The organism is Empedobacter sp. UBA5987, assembly GCF_002429865.1.
Taxonomy (GTDB): Bacteria; Bacteroidota; Bacteroidia; order Flavobacteriales; family Weeksellaceae; genus Empedobacter; species Empedobacter falsenii_B.
In genome coordinates this window covers 67168-88989 of sequence record NZ_DJBB01000001.1, presented here as the reverse complement: position 1 = coordinate 88989, position 21822 = coordinate 67168, and the positions used below count along the sequence as shown (strand labels likewise).

General features: G+C 33.5%; 16 protein-coding genes. 9 read left to right on the top strand and 7 right to left on the bottom strand.

Annotated features, from left to right (window positions below):
- Positions 1–369, top strand: a 369-nt coding sequence (locus tag B3J26_RS00370; protein WP_291072626.1) for a hypothetical protein, incomplete at its 5' end; no start/stop codon positions are given.
- Positions 370–390: 21 nt separating this feature from the next.
- On the opposite strand, the gene B3J26_RS00365 is transcribed toward B3J26_RS00370, so the two are convergent.
- Positions 391–966: a hypothetical protein gene (locus B3J26_RS00365; protein ID WP_114998808.1), complete on the bottom strand. Its 576-nt coding sequence runs from the start codon at positions 964–966 to the stop codon at positions 391–393.
- A gap of 176 nt (positions 967–1142) precedes the next feature.
- Positions 1143–2456 (bottom strand): adenosylhomocysteinase, encoded by a 1314-nt coding sequence (ahcY, locus tag B3J26_RS00360; protein ID WP_038331025.1) that lies wholly within the window; start codon positions 2454–2456, stop codon positions 1143–1145.
- A gap of 74 nt (positions 2457–2530) precedes the next feature.
- Between ahcY and B3J26_RS00355 the strand changes: the two genes are divergently transcribed.
- The gene (locus tag B3J26_RS00355) at positions 2531–3160 is read left to right on the top strand and encodes a 4'-phosphopantetheinyl transferase family protein (RefSeq protein ID WP_291068669.1); all 630 of its coding nucleotides are present in this window, start codon (positions 2531–2533) and stop codon (positions 3158–3160) included.
- A gap of 74 nt (positions 3161–3234) precedes the next feature.
- A complete protein-coding gene (pnuC, locus tag B3J26_RS00350; RefSeq protein WP_280035357.1) occupies positions 3235–3903 on the top strand; it encodes a nicotinamide riboside transporter PnuC in 669 nt (222 codons plus the stop codon).
- 19 nt (positions 3904–3922) lie between these two features.
- Here the strand turns inward: pnuC and B3J26_RS00345 are convergent, their stop codons facing one another.
- Positions 3923–5800, bottom strand: coding sequence for a T9SS type A sorting domain-containing protein (locus tag B3J26_RS00345; protein WP_291072624.1), 1878 nt, complete (start codon positions 5798–5800; stop codon positions 3923–3925).
- A 191-nt stretch (positions 5801–5991) separates the two neighbouring features.
- Here B3J26_RS00345 and B3J26_RS00340 point away from each other — a divergent pair, with 191 nt between their 5' ends.
- Both B3J26_RS00340 and B3J26_RS00335 read left to right on the top strand, forming a co-directional pair.
- Positions 5992–6696, top strand: a complete 705-nt coding sequence (locus B3J26_RS00340) for a Bax inhibitor-1/YccA family protein (protein ID WP_280035353.1) — start codon at positions 5992–5994, stop codon at positions 6694–6696.
- A 70-nt stretch (positions 6697–6766) separates the two neighbouring features.
- The gene (locus B3J26_RS00335; RefSeq protein WP_038331032.1) at positions 6767–7483 is read left to right on the top strand and encodes a TIGR00730 family Rossman fold protein; all 717 of its coding nucleotides are present in this window, start codon (positions 6767–6769) and stop codon (positions 7481–7483) included.
- Positions 7484–7539: 56 nt separating this feature from the next.
- On the opposite strand, the gene B3J26_RS00330 is transcribed toward B3J26_RS00335, so the two are convergent.
- From B3J26_RS00330 to B3J26_RS00315, 4 genes are all read right to left on the bottom strand, one after another.
- A complete protein-coding gene (locus B3J26_RS00330; RefSeq protein ID WP_291072622.1) occupies positions 7540–10347 on the bottom strand; it encodes an alpha-amylase family glycosyl hydrolase in 2808 nt (935 codons plus the stop codon).
- Between the two features lie 89 nt (positions 10348–10436).
- Positions 10437–11456, bottom strand: coding sequence for a SusE domain-containing protein (locus B3J26_RS00325; RefSeq protein WP_291072621.1), 1020 nt, complete (start codon positions 11454–11456; stop codon positions 10437–10439).
- Between the two features lies 1 nt (position 11457).
- A complete protein-coding gene (locus B3J26_RS00320) occupies positions 11458–13083 on the bottom strand; it encodes a RagB/SusD family nutrient uptake outer membrane protein (protein WP_291072619.1) in 1626 nt (541 codons plus the stop codon).
- 10 nt (positions 13084–13093) lie between these two features.
- Positions 13094–16012, bottom strand: a complete 2919-nt coding sequence (locus B3J26_RS00315; RefSeq protein ID WP_291072618.1) for a SusC/RagA family TonB-linked outer membrane protein — start codon at positions 16010–16012, stop codon at positions 13094–13096.
- Positions 16013–16236: 224 nt separating this feature from the next.
- Between B3J26_RS00315 and B3J26_RS00310 the strand changes: the two genes are divergently transcribed.
- From B3J26_RS00310 to B3J26_RS00295, 4 genes are all read left to right on the top strand, one after another.
- Positions 16237–17256 (top strand): LacI family DNA-binding transcriptional regulator, encoded by a 1020-nt coding sequence (locus tag B3J26_RS00310; RefSeq protein ID WP_280045491.1) that lies wholly within the window; start codon positions 16237–16239, stop codon positions 17254–17256.
- 162 nt (positions 17257–17418) lie between these two features.
- Entirely contained in the window at positions 17419–18765 is a 1347-nt protein-coding gene (locus B3J26_RS00305; RefSeq protein ID WP_038331042.1) for an MFS transporter, read from the top strand.
- A gap of 5 nt (positions 18766–18770) precedes the next feature.
- Positions 18771–19427: a beta-phosphoglucomutase gene (gene pgmB, locus B3J26_RS00300; protein WP_291072617.1), complete on the top strand. Its 657-nt coding sequence runs from the start codon at positions 18771–18773 to the stop codon at positions 19425–19427.
- 27 nt (positions 19428–19454) lie between these two features.
- A complete protein-coding gene (locus B3J26_RS00295) occupies positions 19455–21752 on the top strand; it encodes a glycoside hydrolase family 65 protein (protein WP_291072615.1) in 2298 nt (765 codons plus the stop codon).
- Positions 21753–21822: the final 70 nt, after the last annotated feature.

Genomic DNA, 21822 nt, shown 5'->3' with positions numbered 1-21822 from the left:
TCTAATTTTGGGGAAGCTTACAATCCTCCAAAAGAAGAAAGTTTTAAATTAAATTTAAAACTATATAAATCGTCTAAAAATACTCCTGTTGATAATGTATTTTTTGAAAAGAATAATATTGAGATTTCTCCAAGTGATATTGTAAATCAATCGTACAAACTTGATTTAACCGATGATAACATTAGTTATAATGACGAATTTTATATAAGTGTTTTGATGACAAAAAGATTGGTTGATGAATTTGTTTGTTTAAGTGGTGTTATTTTGTCGAATGGATTTACAAGAAACTTAACGACAAATGGAGGTTTTGAGAAAAATCCTTTGGGAGCAAAACCATCTGTAAACGCTGATTTATTGATAAAAAGATAAAAGAGCTTTTCAGCTCTTTTATTATCGTGGTGTTGCCCAACCCCAAGATGCTGGCGGAGTTTCAATTTCTTTTGTCAAGTCAAAATAGACGTTGAAAGGTGTTTTAGAACCTGCTTTTTGCAAATTGTAACTAAACGTTTTATCATCTAAGGTAATCCACCAAATATTTGTAGAAGCATAATCTATTAAGGTTGCAGTTTCTTGATCGGCAGGAAACATCTGGAAATTTTTGAAACCATAATTTGTATTTGTTCCTCCATAAAATGTAATTGTTTCCGAAGTTCCATTTTCGTGACGATGATCGTGTTTTAGCGTGATGATTCCATCTTTTTTAGTCAAAATCCACGTTCTCGAATAATTATCACCAACATTGAACGGAATTTTAATTTCGTTTGCAGAACAACTTTTTACATGCATGGTCAATTTTTTACCTGCAAAATCATCGCGCGTAATATGTTCAGGCAATTTGCCTTCGTAAGCTTTACCGCAATGTTTTTCGAGATTTTTCCAGAATATTTCTGAAGGTTTTTCGGTTTGTGCAAAAAGTGAGGAACAACCAATTAAAACGAATCCAAGTTGTAAACATTTTTTAATCATAATCAGTAATAAAAATTATTCAATAATGATTTAAAGATAATATTTTAAAAATGATTAAGCGTTGTTTGTCTATTTGGAAATAAAGACTAACAAAAAAGCCCTCGCTTGTTCAGGGCGAGGGCATATAGTTAAGTGCTTTTTTCTTTTTTCAAATAAAAATTTTGAATTAAAATTAATTAATATCTATAATATTCTGGTTTAAATGGTCCTTCAACCGTTACACCAATGTATTCTGCTTGTTCTTGAGATAAAACTTCTAATTCTACTCCTAATTTAGCTAAATGCAATTCTGCAACTTTTTCATCTAAATGCTTAGGTAAAGTATATACTTCATTTTTGTAAGCTGATGAATTTGTCCACAATTCGATTTGAGCTAAAGTTTGGTTAGAGAAAGAGTTTGACATCACAAAAGAAGGGTGTCCTGTTGCACAACCTAAGTTAACTAAACGTCCTTCAGCCAAAATGATGATGTCATTTCCGTTGATGTTGTATTTGTCAACTTGTGGTTTAATTTCTTCTTTCGTGTTTCCGTAGTTTCCGTTTAACCAAGCCATATCGATTTCGTTATCGAAGTGACCAATGTTACACACAACTACTTTGTCTTTCATTTTCTCGAAATGCTCTGCACGTACAATTCCAAAGTTACCAGTAGTCGTAATTACGATATCAGCGTTTGCAACCACTGTATCTAATTTTTTTACTTCGTAACCTTCCATAGATGCTTGTAAAGCACAAATAGGGTCGATTTCTGTTACTGTAACAATTGCTCCAGCACCACGGAAAGAAGCCGCTGTACCTTTACCAACATCACCAAATCCACAAACTACAACACGTTTACCAGCGATCATCAAGTCAGTAGCACGTTTGATAGCATCTACTGCAGATTCGCGACATCCGTATTTGTTGTCGAATTTAGATTTTGTTACAGAATCATTTACGTTAATTGCAGGCATAGGCAATGTACCTTTCTCCATTCTTTCGTAAAGACGGTGTACACCCGTAGTTGTTTCTTCTGATAATCCTTTGATCTCAGCAACCAATTCTGGGTAACGATCAATCACCATATTCGTTAAGTCTCCACCATCATCCAAAATCATGTTTAATGGTTTGCGATCTTCTCCGAAGAATAATGTTTGCTCGATACACCAATCGAATTCCTCTTCGTTCATCCCTTTCCAAGCATACACAGGAATCCCAGCAGCAGCAATTGCAGCAGCAGCGTGATCTTGTGTAGAGAAAATATTACATGACGACCATGTAACATCAGCTCCTAAAGCAACCAACGTTTCGATTAATACTGCAGTTTGGATTGTCATGTGTAGACAACCTGCAATGCGAGCACCTTTCAAAGGTTGAGCAGCTTTGTACTCTTCACGGATAGCCATCAACCCAGGCATTTCTGCCTCAGCCAACGTAATTTCCTTTCTTCCCCACTCAGCTAAAGAAATATCTTTAACTTTGTATGGAATGTATTGCGTTTTTGTATCCATCAATTGATATATTTAACTAACTTTTTTTTAAAGTTTATAAGGAACAAATTTACAAACAAATTTCGATTAATAAAATGCCCGTTATCGATTATATTAACGATTTTAAACATACCCGCATTATCACGTGGAATGTAACAGAATCGAATGAAGAATTATTAGAATATCTTCATTTAGAGGATTATAGGATGGAAAAATATAATAATCTTCGACCTAAACAGGCCAGAGAATATCTTGGTTTGCGCGCTTGTCTAAAGAAATTGGACTTGGATTATGATGTAAATTATGACGAACGTGGAAAACCTTTTTTGCCTACAAATAAAGAAATTTCCATCACACATTCCTATGGATTGGTTTCTGTTGGCGTGAGCGAATATAATATTGGGATTGATATTGAATTGGCTCGACCAAGAAAAATTTTGAACATCAAACATAAATTTGCGCGTCCAGATGAAATCGCTTGGATTCCGCAAGAGCATGAAATTGAATATTTGCATGTAATTTGGGGAATGAAAGAAGGTTTGTACAAATTGAATGGTGGAAATCTTTGGAATTTTCTGAATCATTATCGTGCAGAAGAATTTGAATTAATAGAGAATAAACAATTTATTTGTTGGATTTCGGATGATGTAAAATCTCGAAAATATCATGCGTTCTACAAAATGATTGAAGATCATTATTTGGTTTGGGTGTTGGATTATGAATAGATTGAAGTTAGAAATTATAATTACGAATTTAGATTTACGATTTAGAATGAATTATTTTAACTCACAACTTAAGAATGAACGATTTTATTGATTACATCTTTGCTCCTTATAAAACCTATTCTACACTGAATATTTTACTTGAAATAATTGCAACTTTATTTGGGATTATTTCCGTTTATTATACCTACAAACGTAATATTTTGGTTTATCCAACCACTATTATTTCGACGTTTATTTTCATCTATTTATTTTTTAATTGGGGATTATACGGCGAAACTATTATTAATATTTACTATACTTCAATGGCGATTTATGGTTGGATTTTGTGGCAAAAAAATCTCGAAGCAGATCATAAACATGTCGATGTTTCGTGGGCTTCGAAGAAAGAATATTTATATGCAACTTTACTTTTCGCGTTGAGTTTTATCTTTATTTTGACGATTTATTATTTCCGTCCAGTTATTCAAAATGGTTTTGATTTCAGTTTTATCAACCAATGTAAATTACATTATTCCAAAATTGATTTTGTAGACGCTTCGACGACCGCTATCTTTTTGATTGGAATGTGGATGATGGCGCGACGAAAAATTGATAATTGGTATTTCTGGATTATCGGCGATTTAATCATGATTCCATTAATGATTTATAAAGGAGCAGTTATTACATCTTTTCAATACCTTGTTTTGTTGGGTATTTCTATATTGGGTCTGATAGAATGGAAGAAAAAAATCCTCCAAAAATGATGGAGGATTTTGAAGTAAACTATTTTATGATGATTTTTTTGGTTAGAATTTCTTGTCCGTTGTCATAAACTTTTAAAAGGTAAATTCCTTTAGGAAGTGCTTGAATGTTTGTTTTGATTCCTTTGGATGTTTTAGTAGAAGGACTAGTGATTTTTCGACCATTTATGTCAACTAATTTTATTGAGAGATTTTGATTCGAATTCACTTCTATATTGACCCAGTCTGTAGTAGGATTTGGATAGATCGTGATATTTTGTTTTATTTTTTCTGAAATAGATAAGTTTTCACATTTGTCGAATAAATTTTTGAAGGTGATTTGATTTCCAATCGAAACCATCGTTTTGAAACAAGAATCAGAGAAAGTCAACGCTTCCACTTTATTATTTGCGATATTATCAACATGAGAGACGTCGATTGCAATAACTTTATCATTGTACAATGAAGTGATTTGAGGGAAAACAGTGTGAGCAATAATGATATGTTTTGTCTTAAAATTGGTTAAAATATCATCAACTTGTGTTTGAGAAAGAACTTGATTTGCCATTCCGCGGTACCAGTATAATCCGGAAGCACTACCACCTGTTACAGTAGCACAATTGCCTGTACATGATTCTCCATTCATTTTTTTTCGTCCGTAGTCATTCATTTCATCCAAAGGTAATTTTAGATCAGAAACCTGTGGACTTATGCCTGCGTGTACAAAAGTGTAATCACCTACTTGTTCTATAATGTTTTTGGTTCTGAACCATTTTCCAAACGCTGTATTTGGTTCAAAGAAATCGCCATATGTCTTTTTTAAATAGCTGGCGTTTTCTATATATTTCTTGTTGACATAGCGAAAATCGTATGTCATGGTCATCATATCGTGATTCCCGATGATGTAATGTACTTTTCCTCCTTTTGCTTCAGCTTCGTTTTCTAGTTTATAGATTAACCACAGAACTTCTGTAACATAAGGCCCGCGGTCTACCATATCTCCATTCACAATTAAATGCCCGTTTTCATATGTCCATTCCAAACGATCATTCATCACACCACCGTCAATTAACATTTTTTTGAAAGCTGAAAACTGACCTTCAATATCTGATGTCATAAAGAATTTTGTTGGAGCTTGATATGTTGATAACTCTGTTTGATGTTGTTTTCTTAAAGGAACATCAAATGTCGTAGATGTAGTGGGATCAGTCACTTTAAGAATAACCTTGTCATTTGTTGTATATGTTTCGTTTACAGCACCAGCTTCCGTAATATAAGTCACTGTTATTTGATCGTTATCATAAAATACATAAGGTCCGTCTTTGTGGAAAGGAACAGGAGTTGTGTTATCTTCACTCACAAAACAATCAAACGATACATCTGAGCTTCTTGTATTTTGATTTCTAATTTCGATAGAAATAATATTTTCACCATTTACAAAATTTGAAGAAGAAACGTTGTACTGAAAAAAACTATTTTCTTTGTCGTTCGGTATAAACGTACTTAATTCATACTCATGAGGAATATCTCCGGACTGAGGAAGAAGAGAGCTTCTTAAAATTTCTTTTCCATTGATATGTAAGATCGCTGCATCATCATGAACGATATTAAAAATAACTTCTTCAGGAAGTTTTGTGACATCATCTATTGTAATTTTTTTTCTGAAAAAATAGCGGATATATCCCTTTTGGATCAAAGTGTCTTCATCCCCGTCTCCAAATCCGAAATGACCTTTTCCTTCTTTCCAATTCTTTGTATCATATGTTAAGAGAGTCCACTCTTTTTGTTGATTAGAACCGTCATCTAGGTAAAGCCAGGTAGAACCTTTTTCAAAAAATAATGGGTCATTTGGTGTTGATTGAGCGAGTAAGTTGGTTTTGATTAGGAAAATAAATAGTAATAAGAATAAATGTGTTTTCATGGATATGATTTTTTAGGAGCAAATATATCTTTTAAAGAAGGTTAGGGGATTAACAAAACTTTAAGTAATTATTAAATAATCAATTAAATGAAGACAGCCTAAAAAATCCTGAAAATAGTGAGTAAAAGAATAGCTGAAATTTATTATTTTAGCAATAATTATTAAAAAAACATCTACCTAAATAGAATTGTATGGAAAATCAACATTTATATCAACAAAACCAATTGGTTGCCGAGGCAACAAGCGTAGAAAGGGCAAATTTTTATAAACATACTTACGGTCACGTTGCCGGAGGGGTGTTAGTCTTTGTACTCATAGAATCTTTGATGTTAAAATCAGAAGCATTAGTGAGCTTCATGTTAAGTTTAACTTCTGGATATCTTTGGCTTATTTTATTAGCAGGTTTCATGGGAATTACATGGATTGCACAAAAAATGGCCTACGGATCGATTTCAAAATCTAAACAATATTTAGGCTACTTTTTATACATAGTTGCAGAAGCTTTAATTTTTGTACCAATGCTTTACATTGCCTTGTATTATGGCGGAACTTATGTGATAAAACAAGCAGCTGTAGTAACAGGCGGATTATTTGTAGGATTGTCAGCTATTGTATTTTTAACAAAAGCAGATTTCTCTATTTTACGAGGAGCATTAACTATAGGATTTTTCTTAGCAATTGGATTGATTATTGCAGGAATGTTATTCGGGTTCGATTTAGGATTATGGTTCTCAGTTGGAATGTGCGCCTTAGCTGGTGGAGCAATTTTGTACAACACTCACCAATTAAAATATGAGTTCGGAACACAACAGTATGTTGCAGCGGCATTGTCGTTATTTGCTTCATTAATGTTATTGTTTTGGTATATTTTGAGAATTTTTATGAGTAGAGATTAATCATGAAGAAACAATAAATTTGTATATTGAACCGTAGCATTTTTGTTGCGGTTTTTTTATTTAAGATACTATGACAGATAAAGAAAAAGAAGACGATAGAATACAATCTCCGTTTCGACCAAAAGATTGGAATGAGATTAGAATAAATGATTCTTGGGCGTTGTTCAAGATTATGGCAGAGTTTGTAAATGGTTACGAAGTAATGTCTAAAATAGGACCTTGTGTGTCTATTTTTGGTTCGGCACGTACTTCGTCAGATCATCCATATTATGCTTTAGCAGAAGATATTGCATACCGATTAACACAGATTGGTTTTGGAGTAATTACTGGTGGAGGTCCTGCAATTATGGAAGCTGCAAACAAAGGAGCGCAAAAGGGTGGAGGAACTTCTGTTGGATTGGGAATTACATTGCCTTTCGAAACAGAATTGAACAAATATATCGACCGCGAGTATGAAATTAATTTCGATTATTTCTTTGCACGAAAAGTAATGTTTGTGAAATATTCACAAGGATTTATTGGAATGCCAGGAGGTTTCGGAACGTTAGACGAATTGTTTGAGTCGATGACATTAGTACAAACGAAGAAAACAGGACGTTTCCCGATTGTGTTAGTCGGAACTGAATATTGGTCAGGTTTGATTGATTGGATCAAAGAAACAGTTTTGAGAGAAGGTTATATTTCTGAGAAAGATTTGGATCTTTTCCGTTTGGTTGATACAGCGGAAGAAGCCGTTGCTCATATCAAAAATTTCTACGAAAAATATAATATTAAGCTTAATTTTTAAGCAACAAAAAAACCTCATCAATTGATGAGGTTTTTTTATTTCATAAAGAATGATAATTATTGTTTAATTAATTTAGATGTTCCAATTTTTCCATTTTTAGCTTCAATATCAAGAATGTAAATACCTTTTGGTAATTCTTTGATGTTAAATTGATGTATCGCTGAAAATTTTCCTGAAAACTCTTTGATCAGTTTTCCTGTTAAATCATAGATTTTTACTTTTTCTGAATTAATATTTAATGAAAAAGAGGAAGAAACTGGATTTGGAGTTACAGAGATTTTTTCTGAATTAACCTCAATATTATCTGTTGATAAATTTGCTTTTGCATTCCCGAAAATTCTAAATTCACCTGGATTTAGATTAACTGTAAATGATGAATTTGTATTGGTGACATTCAGCGTTGTTTCGTCCATCAAATTGTACCAATTTCCTGTAAATGGAAAAAGTGGCGCAATTGCTTGAGTGCTTGTTGTGAAGTTTGCAATAACAATTACCTCATATAAATCAGACGACGATAATAAATTATTTGTAATCTGAATACGCGGTTTTAAATCTCCAGATGTAATTGTATAATTATCAGTTTCGAAAACTTTGTTGTTTAATTTAAGACCAATAATTTTTGACCAAACTTCATAAACAGATTTTCTATCGGCATTTGTTAAGTAACCAATTTCGCTTGGAATAGGTTTTGGATTGGTGCGACATCCGTCATTATTTGTTCCATCTTCGCAATGATTTATCGAGTAATCATATCCTAATTCTCCGAATTGCCACAACATTTTAGGACCAGGAATTGTAAATAAAACTGCACCAAGAGCTTTTTGTCTTTCCAAAGAAGTTTTTAAATCTTTTATATTATAAGTTCCTGATGATGCACCATATTGTAAATTCTTGTACATCATTCTTTCTTCATCATGACTTTCTGCATAGGCAACCAAATGTTTTTTCGTAAAACCTTTTACAGTATGCTTCAACCAATCAAAGTTACTATCCGAAGCATATCCCATTGTATTTTGATTAAAATTATTAGTCGCTTTACCCCAAAGCATAATTCCTTTTCCTTCATCATTACGATAATTTGCCCATTCTGTTTCTTCTTGTGCAGAACCATTGTGCCCTAAATGCTCGAAAATGATATAAGAATTAGGATCAATATTCCATTGTTTATCAGCGTATTTCTTAAGAATTGCTACACGATCTGCTTGATAATCATTGGTACAAAATTCATCATTAGCAGAACAGTTTTGCGTAAAACCTTTCGTTAAATCCCATCGAATTCCGTCCACTTTATATTCATTAATCCAATGACTAATTGTTCTTTCTACATAATATTGCGTCGGCTCTAATTGATGATTAAGATCGTAACCAACATTGTAGCTGTGTTTTGCTTCTTGATTTGCGTATGGATTATTTGCGGTTGGCTCACCAAATCCATCACCATCAGGATCATTCATCCACATTCTAACCAACGGAGATCGACCATAAACATGATTTAAAGCAACATCTAAAATGATTGAAATTCCATTTTGATGACACAAATCGATGAATTCTTTCATTTTATCTGCTGGTCCATAAGCTTTATCCAAAGCAAGATGATAAGCTGTATTATAACCCCAAGAAATATTTCCTTCAAACTCCATTACGGGCATAACTTCGATTGCGTTAATGTTTAATTTTTTGAAATAATCAAAATCATCAATTAAAGATTGCCATGTTTTTGTCGAATTGAAATCACGAATTAATAATTCGTAAATCATCAAATTCTCTTTATTTGGGCGATTGAAATTTGAAACTTTCCAATTGTATTTTGCTTGATTTGTTTGTAAAACCGAAACTTCAAATTGTTGTCCAGTAGGATATACAGGCATATTTGGGTAAGTTGCTGCGGTAATATACGGATCATCATAAGGCGATAAAACTAAAGTCGAATAAGGATCTGCAGTTTTGATTCCATCACTTGTTCGATATTGAAACGTATAGATTTCACTTGCTTTAAGATTAGATAATTCAATCCAATATAAATCCTTGTTAGTTGTATCTCGATTCATCACATATTGATCAGAAAGTTGCCAATTATTGAAACTTCCGATTACATGAATAAACTCTTTTTGTAGAGCGTATAAAACCAAATATGCTTTTGTAAAATCATTATTCAAATAATTAATTCCTTCATGTAAATTAGATGGAATGGCTACATCTTTAACCGTTGGTTTGATATTAATTGTAAAAGATTTGCTTATTGTTTGACCATTAAAAGTTGCATTTAATGTATAATTCTGATTTTGTGAAATGGTATAATTTTTATCAAATGAATTACTATCATTTACTTGATCAAAAGTATTACCGTTACCTTCTAATGTCCAATTCACATGAATTGTACTTGTTGCTTGGATATTAAAACTAGAACCGCTATTCACATTGGTTGTGCTGTTTTCTAGCGGATTAGCTAAAGTAAATTTGAAAGAACCTACCGAAATAGAAAGATCCGTAGTTTGTTGTTTTCCATCTGCATTTCTAAAAACAATATTTATTGCAGTAATATTTTTAGAAGTATCAACTCCATAGAATTGATAAATAGAATTCGGGATTTCTAATTTGTAGGTTGATCCAGAAACGAAAGTTAATTTGGGTTGAGTAGTATTATTTCCCCAACTTCCAATTACATTTTCCCATTGTTTTCCATCGATAGTTACGCCTGTATGCGCATAAATATCTCCTGAATAATTGGCTAGACCTGTTCCCGTTTTGTCGAAGTTTATTACAACTGCTTGGTTTGCTTCGGGTGGAGAAGGATCTGTTGTAATTTGTGCTTTAGTAAAAGATATTACCATTAAAAGCATCAAAATAGATAGAATGTTTTTCATGTTTTGTGTGGTTTTAGAAAAAAAGCCATTAAAAAACGTAATTGAATTTTAATGGCTTTTAAAAAATTAATTGTTGATGAGAAAAAATTTTATTGAGCTTCTACTGTATAAGTTTTCTTTGTGAAATTAGCTGTGATTTTATATTTTCCAGCTTTTATTTTGATGTTGTCTCCTTTCTCAACAAGAGCACCATCAGCACCACCGTAATTACCTTTGTCCCAATCGTTATTCAATCTAAACTTATATTCTCCATCTTTCATTGTAAGAATAGTTGTCCATGAATCAATTGTTCCATCGTATGATAATTTAGTATCTGGCCCGTCCCAACCGTTTGGAGTTGCATCACCTACTAATCCCCAAGTAAATTTCTCAAGTTTGTAAGTTAGATTTGTTAAGTCCATAGTTATCTTGTAAGTACCAGCATCTACTGCGATGTTTTTACCTCCTTTTTCAAGTTTTCCATTAGATCCTCCATAATCTAACTCCCATTTGTTGTCTTGACGGAATTTGATTTCACCACCTTTTAAATCTGTGTACGCTACAAATACATTTGTAACATCAGTTTTCCAAAATTGAACATCTGGCCCGTCCCAACCGTTAGGAGTAGCAGAACCAACAACACCCCAATTTGTAGATAAATCTGTTGGATATGCTGTTATTTTTAATGTATTGACATTAGAGATTAATTGTTGAGAACTAGGTGTACCAACTGTAGAAACAATACGATATTCTATCTCTCCTTCTTTAAAAGGTTCTAATCCTAAAGCAATAACTGCTAAATTCAATTCTTTTACGGTAACATCAGCAGTTAATGTTGAAGTTGAAGAAAGAATTTGATGATTTTTAAAATTATCTCCTTTGATATCAATTTGTAATTCATATTTAGGAGGAGTATTTGTTCCATAATTTGCAGCACTCCAATTAAACGTCATTGCTGTGTTTGCAGCATTTTCTTCTAACAATTCAATTGTTGATGAAGCAGGCGTTTCTACTTTCGGTGCAACAAAAGTTGAAGGATCTAATTTGATGATATCTTCATCGTCGTTACATGCGCTTAAGGCAAAAATACTCGCACAAGCTAACGAAATATATTTTATAAAATTTTTCATCTTAATAACCTGGATTTTGAGTTAAGTTTGGATTAATGACAATAATATTGTTTGGAATTGGGAAGATAACTTTTGTAGCATCTACAGATGTTCCATTTTGAACGCCACCTTTCCAAGGCCAATTGTAATTGTTAGTATATTTATTGAAACGAATTAAATCCGTTCTACGCGTTCCTTCCCAGTACAATTCTCTTGATCTTTCAGCTAAAATGAAATCTAAGTTTAATTGTCCGTCAGTAATATTACCTGATGTATTTCCGTATGCACGAGTTCTTAATTCGTTGATTAAGTTCAATGCAGTTGCGCGGTCTCCACCAGTTCCTCCACGTAAAACAGCTTCAGCATAGTTTAAATAAACTTCTGCTAAACGAATTACTGGTACGTCTGTGTCAACATATTCTCCTGTTGCATCGTTTGCACTTTTTCCGTCTGAACGTTTGTTAGACCATTTGTAAACAGCATAACCTTCTCCAAATGTACCTATGTTGTTAATTTCAAAAGTTTGTCCATCTGTAAAGAACATTGCACGTTTATCTTTCCATGCAGTTGGATTTCCGTTACTGTCTTTTGTTGTAACAGCATCTGTAAATTGATTCACCAATGCTTTTGTAGAACGAGGACCTCCCCATCCACCATTTACACCGTAATCAGCAGCAACCATTTTTCCACCAATTGCAGCTTTTACTAAGAAAGTGGAACCTCCGTAGGTACGAGAATTATTTCCGTCAAAGTTTAAAACGAAAATAGCTTCATTTTGCGCGCCATTCGTATCATTATCAGCTAAAAATAATTCGTCGTAAGCAGAACCATTTTTATTTCCATCAGTTGTGTTAAGTGTATATCCAGCTTGCATAGCCAATTTAGAATAAGTGATGGCTTCTGTATATTTTGCTTGACCAATCCAAGTTTCTGCATTTAGATATAAACGAGATAATAATGCTTCAGCAGCTGCTTTATCTACACGTCCATATTCGTTTGCACGACCAGCTTTTAATTCAGCTTCGATTGCTTTTAATTCGCTTTCAACGAAAGTGAAAATCTCTTTACGATTGCTTTGTTTTGGTAATTCAGAAGAAACTTCTGTTACTAACGGAACATTCGCATATAAATCCATTAAGCTATAATAAGCATATGCTCTAATGAAACGAGCTTCAGCTACATATTCTTTCACTTCTGGAGTTGTGCTTGATAAAGCTTCAGCATTTGCAATAAACGAATTAGAAAAAGAAACGGTTTGTGCTAAACGATAATACATTGCTTCAACAAAACTGTTACTTGCTCCCCAAGAAATCTCATGCAAGTTTGGTAAACCTGGATCTCCCCAGCCAAGAATAGATTCGTCTGTTGTCAATACATTTAAGTTGAACATTAAACGAGTATATTGAGAAGCACCTTCGTCAATACCTTGAATATCTCCACTTCCCGCAGGTCCTTTTTGTCCTGTAAGTGCTAAAGAAGCGTATACTTTTGCTAAAGCAGATTTTGCAGTAGCAGCATCTTTGAATACATCAAATTGTGTATAAGTATCTGGATCATTTGGCATTAAATCTAAATCATCATGACATGAAGAAACAGAGAAAGCCAATGCCGCAGCTAAAATATATGTTGAAATTTTAATCTTTTTCATTGTAGTTTTCTTAGAAATTAACATTTAAACCAAATACATACGTTCTCGGTCTTGGATAAAAACTATTATCAATTCCGCGGTAAATTTCAGGATCTAAACCGCTGTAATTTGTGAATACAGCTACGTTTTGAACCGCTCCATAAAGACGAATATCTAATCCTTTGATCGCTTGTTTTAGGTTGTAACCTAATGTAATGTTATCAATACGGAAGAAAGATGCATCTTCTATAAAGTGGTCACTTAACAAATTAGTTTCTGTGATACTTGTGAAACCTGTGTTGTAGTAGCTTGAAAGCACATTAGATAAATAGTTTTGACCATTTCCTGTCGCTTTTTTGCTGTAGCCTTTAGACGAAGCCATGTTATTGTAAGCATAGTTTCCGATGTTAGCACGAGCAGTTGCACTTAAATCCCAATTTTTGTAACGGAAGAATGTATTGAATCCCATTGTTACTTTTGCGAAAGGACTTTTGTGAATATAACGATCTTTTTCGTTGATGATTCCGTCGTTGTTCAAATCTTCGTAAGCTCCTTCGATAGGCTTTCCGTTTGCATCATAAATTTGTTTGTATACGTAGAAACTAAATGGTTCTTCTCCTTCACGTTGAATTTGAATATTGTTACCAGTTCCTCCATCGATACCACCTGTTAAGTTATCAGTAGGTAAGTTGACAATTTTATTATCATTGAAAGCGATGTTGTATCCAAAAGACCAATCAAAATCTTTTGTTTTTATGATATCAGCATTGATGCTAAATTCGATTCCTTTATTTTCCATATCACCGATATTTTTATCGATCATATTTCCAAAGTTTGTAAATGGATCTACATAAACACTCGCAATTAAATCACTTGTCTTTTTCTTGTAAACATCTAATGTACCGTAGATTCTATTTTTGAATAAAGAGTAATCAATACCAGCATTTAATGTACTCGAAATTTCCCATTTTAAATCACCATTAAATGGTTGAGGACGATAAGTTTGATAGAATGTTGAACCAAATTGATAATAAGCAGTTGATTCTGATCCTTGATAACGCGTTAAGAATTGGAAGTTTCCTAATCCGTTTACATTACCAACTTTACCATAACCTACGCGTAATTTCAAATCATTTACTACAGAACTTCCTTTCAAGAATTCTTCTTTAGAAATATTCCATGCAATAGCTGCGGAAGGGAAATATCCCCATTGGTTGTCATGGCTTAATTTTGATGAAGCATCTGCACGCATAGTAGCTGTTAAGATGTAACGATTATCAAAATTATAGTTTAAACGTCCAAAATATGATAATAAAGAATAGTGATCGCGGTCTACAAATGTAAATTGATCAGAACCTTGTTGTTCTAATTCACTATCGTAATTGGTGTTGTATGTGTTAAAGTACTGATAACTATAACCTCCAACAACAGTTAATCCGTGTTGTCCAAAATCTTTGTTGAATGTTAAATATGCATCAAATAATTTGTTGTAGAATTGCGCACTAAAAGTTGTTTTAGAACCATCCCAAGTCAAAGAAGAACTTGGCATATTTGCAGTCGTTACATTGCGCCCATTCGCATTAGAAATATCATAACCTACATTAACTGTTGCAGTAACAGACGGTAAGAAATGTAATTTATAATCCATTTTTGCATTTCCTACAAAACGACGAACTTCAGATGTATCTCTGTTTTCGTTGATTAATGCAACTGGGTTAGTTGGCGCTAAATTGTGTTTTACAGCTCCATCCATCCAAGTGTGGTAACCTCCGAATACATTTGCTCCAGAGTAAACTGGTTGAGTTGGATCATACTCTAAAGCCGCTCCAATTGCACCTCTGTTTGCAAATTGATTTTCGATATAAGAACCTCGAGCATTCAATTCAAATTTTAAGTGATCATCTAAGAAAGATGGACTTAAGTTCATAGAAGCTGTTGTACGATTGATGTTATCTCCTTTCAAAATACCATCTTGATCTGTATTAGAAATAGAAAAACGAGAAGGCATTTTACCTCCAATATTTCCTGTTGCACTAAAATTGTGATCAAAACCTACAGCAGTTTTATAAATTTCTTTTTGCCAATCTGTATTTGCATTACCTAAACGAGCAATTTCGTCAGCTGTTCCTACAGATTTTACCAATTCACGGAATTGATCTGCATTCATCACATCAATATAGCCTTCTGGTTGATAAATTGATGTAACTGAATTATAGTTAAAACGGAATTTTTTCCCTTTACCTTTTTTAGTTGTAACCATTACAACCCCATTCGCAGCACGAGAACCATAAATGGCAGTTGCAGAAGCATCTTTCAAAATAGTCATCGTTTCGATGTCGTTAGGATTTAAGAAATCCAAAGGATTTCGAGAACCTCCAATATTTACTTCAGATAAAGGAACACCATCTACGACATATAATGGTTGAGAGTTTAATGATAACGAACTATTACCACGAATGATAATATTTTGTCCATCACCAGGAGCTCCTCCAGCAGATGTTACGACAACACCAGCGATTTTTCCAGTCACTAATTCTTGCGCAGATGTAATTGATCCTTTATTGAAATCTTCTGAATTTAATTGATTTACAGAACCTGTAACATCTTCTTTTTTTGCTGTACCATACCCAATTACAACAACTTCTTTCAAGTTTTCTGTCGTTTTAGACATACGAAGTTGTAATTGCGTTTGACCCGCAAAAGTTATTTCTTGATTGTCATAACCAAAAAAACTGATAACAATTATATCACCATCGTTCGCTTCTAATGTAAAATTTCCTTTTTCATCAGAAACTGTCGATTCTCCTGTTGTAATGTTCGAAACATCTGCACCAGCTAAAACCGTGTTATTAGCGCTATCTTGTACTGTTCCTTTTATCGCAGTTTGTGCAGATAAAATAGCAGGGCTTGATAAAACTAATGCTAGAAGAGATTGTTTTAAAATCCTCATATATTTTTCGTTTTGTTTCGTTAATTATTAATTTATATTTTTACTTCTCATTACCAAATGTAAGTCGTTTAATTGATTGATTGCGTATGTAATACACCGACTAACTAAACGAAAACGTTTTCGTGTTAATAAATAATTAAATTAATTGTTAGCGCTTGTTAATTTTTAATAAAAAAGACGGAAATTAGTAGAATAAGATTGATGGTTAAGGTAGAAAGAAGATTATGAAAAAGAATTTGACATTAAAACAGATTGCAAAAGAGTTAGATGTTTCGATATCAACGGTTTCTAAAGCGTTGAAAAATAGCGAAGAGATTAGTGCTGCAACGAAACAAAAGATTCAAGCATTTGCAAAATTATACAACTACAAACCGAATAATATTGCATTAAGTCTAAAGAATCGAAAAACGAAAACAATTGCCGTAATTATTCCCGAAATCGTTCACGATTTTTTCGCAATGGTAATTAGTGGGATCGAAAATCTTGCTAATCAATATGGTTATAATGTATTAATTTGTTTGTCAAATGAGTCGTATGAACGCGAAGTGATTAATATGGAGATGCTTGCGGCGGGTAGTATAGATGGATTTGTAATTTCTCTTTCGAAAGAAACTCAAGCTAAAAAAGATTATCATCATATTAAAGAAATCATCAACCAAGGAATGCCAGTTGTGATGTTCGATCGTGTCACACGTGAGGTTTATACCGATAAAGTAATTATTGATGACGTACTTGCGACACAAGAAGCAATTCAATATTTTATAAGTAAAGGACGCAAGAAAATCGGCTTTATTACGACGCCAGATTATATAAGTGTCGGACGCTTAAGAACCGAAGGATATAAAAGAACGTTGGAAGCGAATGGAATTGAAATTGACGAAAACTTGATTTTGCGTGTAGAAGACGAGAGTCAGTTGGACACTATGATTGATGAATTTTTCGAAAAAAATAAATTTGACGCAGTAATGGCAGTAAATGAATTATATGCCGTAAAAGTTTTGAGAGCTGCATTGAAAAAAGGAATTAAAGTGCCAGAAGAGTTACATTTAATTGCTTTTACAGATGGTGTAATTTCCAAGAACTCAATTCCAAGCATTTCTACAGTCAAACAAAATGCATTCAAAATGGGTGAGATTGCAGCGCGTTTATTGATTCAAAAATTAGAGTCAGAAAACGAGCATGAGCATTACATTACCGAAGTTGTCGGAACAGAATTATTACACAGAGAAACTACAACGATTTAGTAAGTTTTTTTTGGTTAAATAATTGTTACAGTTGCAATAATCCCAAAAAAAAGTTTTAACATTGTAAACAAATCAAAACATATTTTTACTTCTCAAATTACAAAAATATAGTTTTGATAAGCATAAAACGCTTATCGTAAAATACATAAAAAAATTACGATAATGAGAAAGCGTAGATTAGGATTTCTTGAAATCTGGAATTTAAGTTTCGGATATCTAGGAGTTCAAATGGGTTTCGCCTTGCAAAACGCAAATGCGAGCCGTATTCTAAGTTCATTTGGTGCCGATGTGCACGAATTGTCTTGGTTTTGGATTGTTGCACCGCTAATGGGATTGATTGTTCAACCTATTATTGGTCATTATTCAGATAATACTTGGTCTAAATTTGGACGAAGAAAACCATACTTTTTAGTAGGAGCTTTATTGGCTTCTTTCGGATTAATCTTAATGCCACAAGCAGGTGCATTTACGGCATTGATGCCTGCATTATGGATGGGTGCTGGATTCTTGATGATAATGGATGCTTCATTCAATATCGCGATGGAACCGATGCGTGCATTTGTAGCAGATATGTTGCCTTCGGATCAACGTACATTAGGATATTCAATTCAAACTGTAATTATTGGTTTAGGAGCTGTTGTCGGTTCGTGGTTGCCTTATATTTTGAGCAACTGGTTTGGTGTTTCAAGTATTGCAGCGGAAGGAGAAGTTCCGTTTCACTTAATTTTATCATTCATTATTGGAGCAATTGCAATTATTGTAACCGTTTTAATTACCATTTTTACAACAAAAGAATATTCGCCAGAAGAATTAGACGCTTTCGAAAAAGCAGAAGGTAGAGAACCAATTGTTGAAGAAAAAGCAAGCTTAACACAGATTTTTACCGATTTTGGGAATATGCCAAAAACGATGAAACAATTAGGTTTGGTACAGTTCTTTACGTGGTTTGCATTATTCGGTATGTGGGTATTTGCTACGCCTGCAATCGCTCATCATGTGTACGGTTTGTCTTTGAGTGATACACATTCAGAAACGTACCAAAAAGCAGGGGATTGGGTTGGAATTATCTTCGGAGTTTACAACGGAATTTCTGCAATATTCGCCTTCTTTTTACCAGCAATAGCCTTAAAATTTGGTCGAAAAACAACACATGCTATTTCATTAATTTGTGGAGGATTAGGATTAATTTCAATCTATTTTATTCACGATCCAAAATTATTAATCCTTTCCATGATCGGAGTAGGAATCGCTTGGGCAAGTATCTTATCGATGCCTTATGCAATTTTAGCGGGAGCAATTCCAGCTAAAAAAATGGGTGTTTACATGGGAATTTTCAATTTCTTCATTTGTATGCCTCAAATCGTCAACGCATTGTTAGGCGGTCCAATTGTAAAATATTTATATCACGATAATCCAATTTTCGCCATTGTTACCAGCGGTGTTGCGCTAATTATTGCAGCACTTTTTGTAACGCGCGTAAAAGATGTGGATGAACCAATCAAAGCATAATCATTTTGAAAACTAAAGCATTTATTTTTGATTTAGATGGTGTCATCGTCGACACTGCAAAGTACCATTATTTAGCATGGAAAAAATTAGCGAATAATCTAAACATCGATTTTACGCACGAACATAACGAATTATTGAAAGGTGTTTCTCGTGTGCGATCATTAGAAATTATTCTTGGATTGGGAAATGTTGAAGCTTCTGATGAGCAGAAAAACGAATGGTTAATTCAGAAGAACAAAGAATATTTAGAATACATTGATAAGATGGACGATTCTGAAATTTTACCAGGCGTTATGGACGTTTTAAACTTTCTAAAAGAAAACAATCAACCAATTATTTTGGGATCAGCTTCTAAAAATGCACGTCCAATTTTAGAGAAAGTTAATATTCTAAATTATTTCGATGATATCGTAGATGGAAACGATGTTTCTAACGCAAAACCAGATCCAGAAGTTTTTATCGTTGGAGCGAAAAAAGCGAATCAAACAAACGAAAATTCAATTGTATTTGAAGATTCTGTTGCAGGAATTGAAGCAGCAAATGTAGCAGGAATGACAAGCATCGGAATTGGAGAAGCTTCGGTTTTGAATGAAGCAAAATACAACTTTAATAATTTTACTGAAATCTCAACAGATTTCTTGGTCGAATTAATCAATCAATAATTATACAAACTACATACAACAAACAAAATGAATCAAGATTATATCATCCCGAATGCGTGGTCAATTATCGAAGAAGGGTTTGAAAAAGATCGTGTAAAATCGTCTGAAAGTTTATTTTCTATTGGTAATGGAGCAATGGGACAACGTGCCAATTTCGAAGAATTTTATTCAGGTGATACATTTCAAGGAAGCTATATTGCCGGCGTTTATTATCCTGACAAGACAAAAGTGGGATGGTGGAAAAACGGTTATCCAGAATATTTTGCAAAAGTATTAAATGCGCCAGTTTGGATTGGAATTGACATCGAAATTAACGGTGAAAAATTTGATTTAAACACTTGTAAAGAAGTTAAAAATTTCCGTCGCGAATTGAATATGAAAGAAGGTTTATTGGATCGTTCATTTAATGCGGTTTTACCTTCTGGATTAGAAATTGAGGTTTTTGTTCGACGTTTTCTTTCTGCTGATTTAGATGAATTAGGAGCAATTAAATATGACATCAAACCAATCAATGGAGATGCGAAAATTGTCTTCAAACCTTATGTTGATGCAGCTGTAAAAAACGAAGATGCGAACTGGGAAGAGATTTTTTGGGAACCAATTTCTTCTGAAATTAAAGGTGAACAAGGTTTCGTTCAAGCGCGTACGTTCAAAACTCATTTTGAAGTCGTAACATTTATGCAGAATAAAATCTTAGTAAATGGAAGTTATCAACAAATCGTGCCAACAAATGCTGTTAAAACTGAAACAAAAGTAGAATTCACATACGAAGTTGAGGTAAAAGCAAATGATACAGCGACAATTGAGAAATTTGGAGGTTATGTAGTTTCGACAAATCATCCTAAAAATGAATTAATTAACGCTGCCGAAAATGTATTATCTCAAGCAAATGAACAAGGTTATGAACAATTGTTAATAAACCAAAAAGAAGCTTGGGCAAAGATTTGGGAAATGGCTGATATCACTATAGAAGGAGATACAAAAGCGCAACAAGGTATTCGTTTTAATATTTTTCAATTAAATCAAACGTATTCTGGAAAAGATGAGCGTTTGAATATCGGTCCAAAAGGCTTTACGGGAGAGAAATATGGAGGTTCTACATATTGGGATACAGAAGCATATTGTTTGCCATTTTACATGGTAACAAAAAATCAAGAAGTTGCGCGAAACTTATTAATGTATCGTTTTAATCAATTGGATAAAGCGATTGAAAATGGAGAAAAATTAGGCTTCAACAAAGGTGCAGCTTTGTATCCGATGGTTACGATGAATGGTGAAGAATGCCATAACGAATGGGAAATTACATTCGAGGAAATTCACCGTAATGGAGCTATTGCATTTGCGATTTACAACTATGTTCGTTTTACGGGAGATCAAACGTATATTCCAGAAGCTGGTTTAGAGGTTTTATTAGGAATTGCACGTTTTTGGAAACAGCGTGTGAATTGGTCAAACGACAAAAAACAATATGTGATGTTAGGAGTTACGGGACCTAACGAATATGAAAATAATGTCAACAACAATTTCCATTCAAATTATTGTGCACAATGGTGTATGAATTATTTGTTGGAACAAGTTGAAAACGTCAAAACAAATTATCCAGAGGATTTCGCTCGAATCGCTGCAAAGAGAAGTATTACTGATGCTGAATTAGCAGAAATGAAAGAAGTTGCAGAGAATATTTATTTTCCATTCAGTGAAGAATTAGGAATTTATTTACAGCAAGATGGTTTCTTGGATAAAGATTTAACACCTGTTTCTGAATTACCAAAAGAAGAACGTCCAATTAATCAAAAATGGTCATGGGACAGAATTCTACGTTCGGCTTATATCAAACAAGCAGACGTTTTACAATCGTTCTATTATTTCGAAGATCAATTTTCGAAAGATCAATTAGAAAAACATTTTGATTTTTACGAACCATTAACAGTTCACGAATCATCATTATCACCTTGTGTTCACTCTATCCAAGCGGCAACGTTGGGGAGAATGGAGCAAGCGTATACATTTTATTTGAGAACTTCTCGTTTAGATTTAGATGATTATAACAAAGAAGTTCACGAAGGATTACACATCACATCTATGGCAGGAACTTGGATGTCGATTGTAGAAGGATTTGGTGGAATGCGTGTGAAAAACGATCAATTGTATTTTGAGCCGCGTTTACCAGAACAATGGGAAGGTTTTACATTTAAAGTAAATTTCCGTCATCAAATCCTAAAAGTTATTGTAAATAAAGGAGAAACAACATTTGAATTGGAAGGAACAGAACCGTTAGAGGTTTATGTTTTCGACCAGAAAGTAGTTGTTCAGCCTTCGATTTAATAAAGGGAATCTAATACCTTGAAGGCTTCGGTTTTCAGGGTATTTTTATTTAGAGTAGTACGTTTTAAGT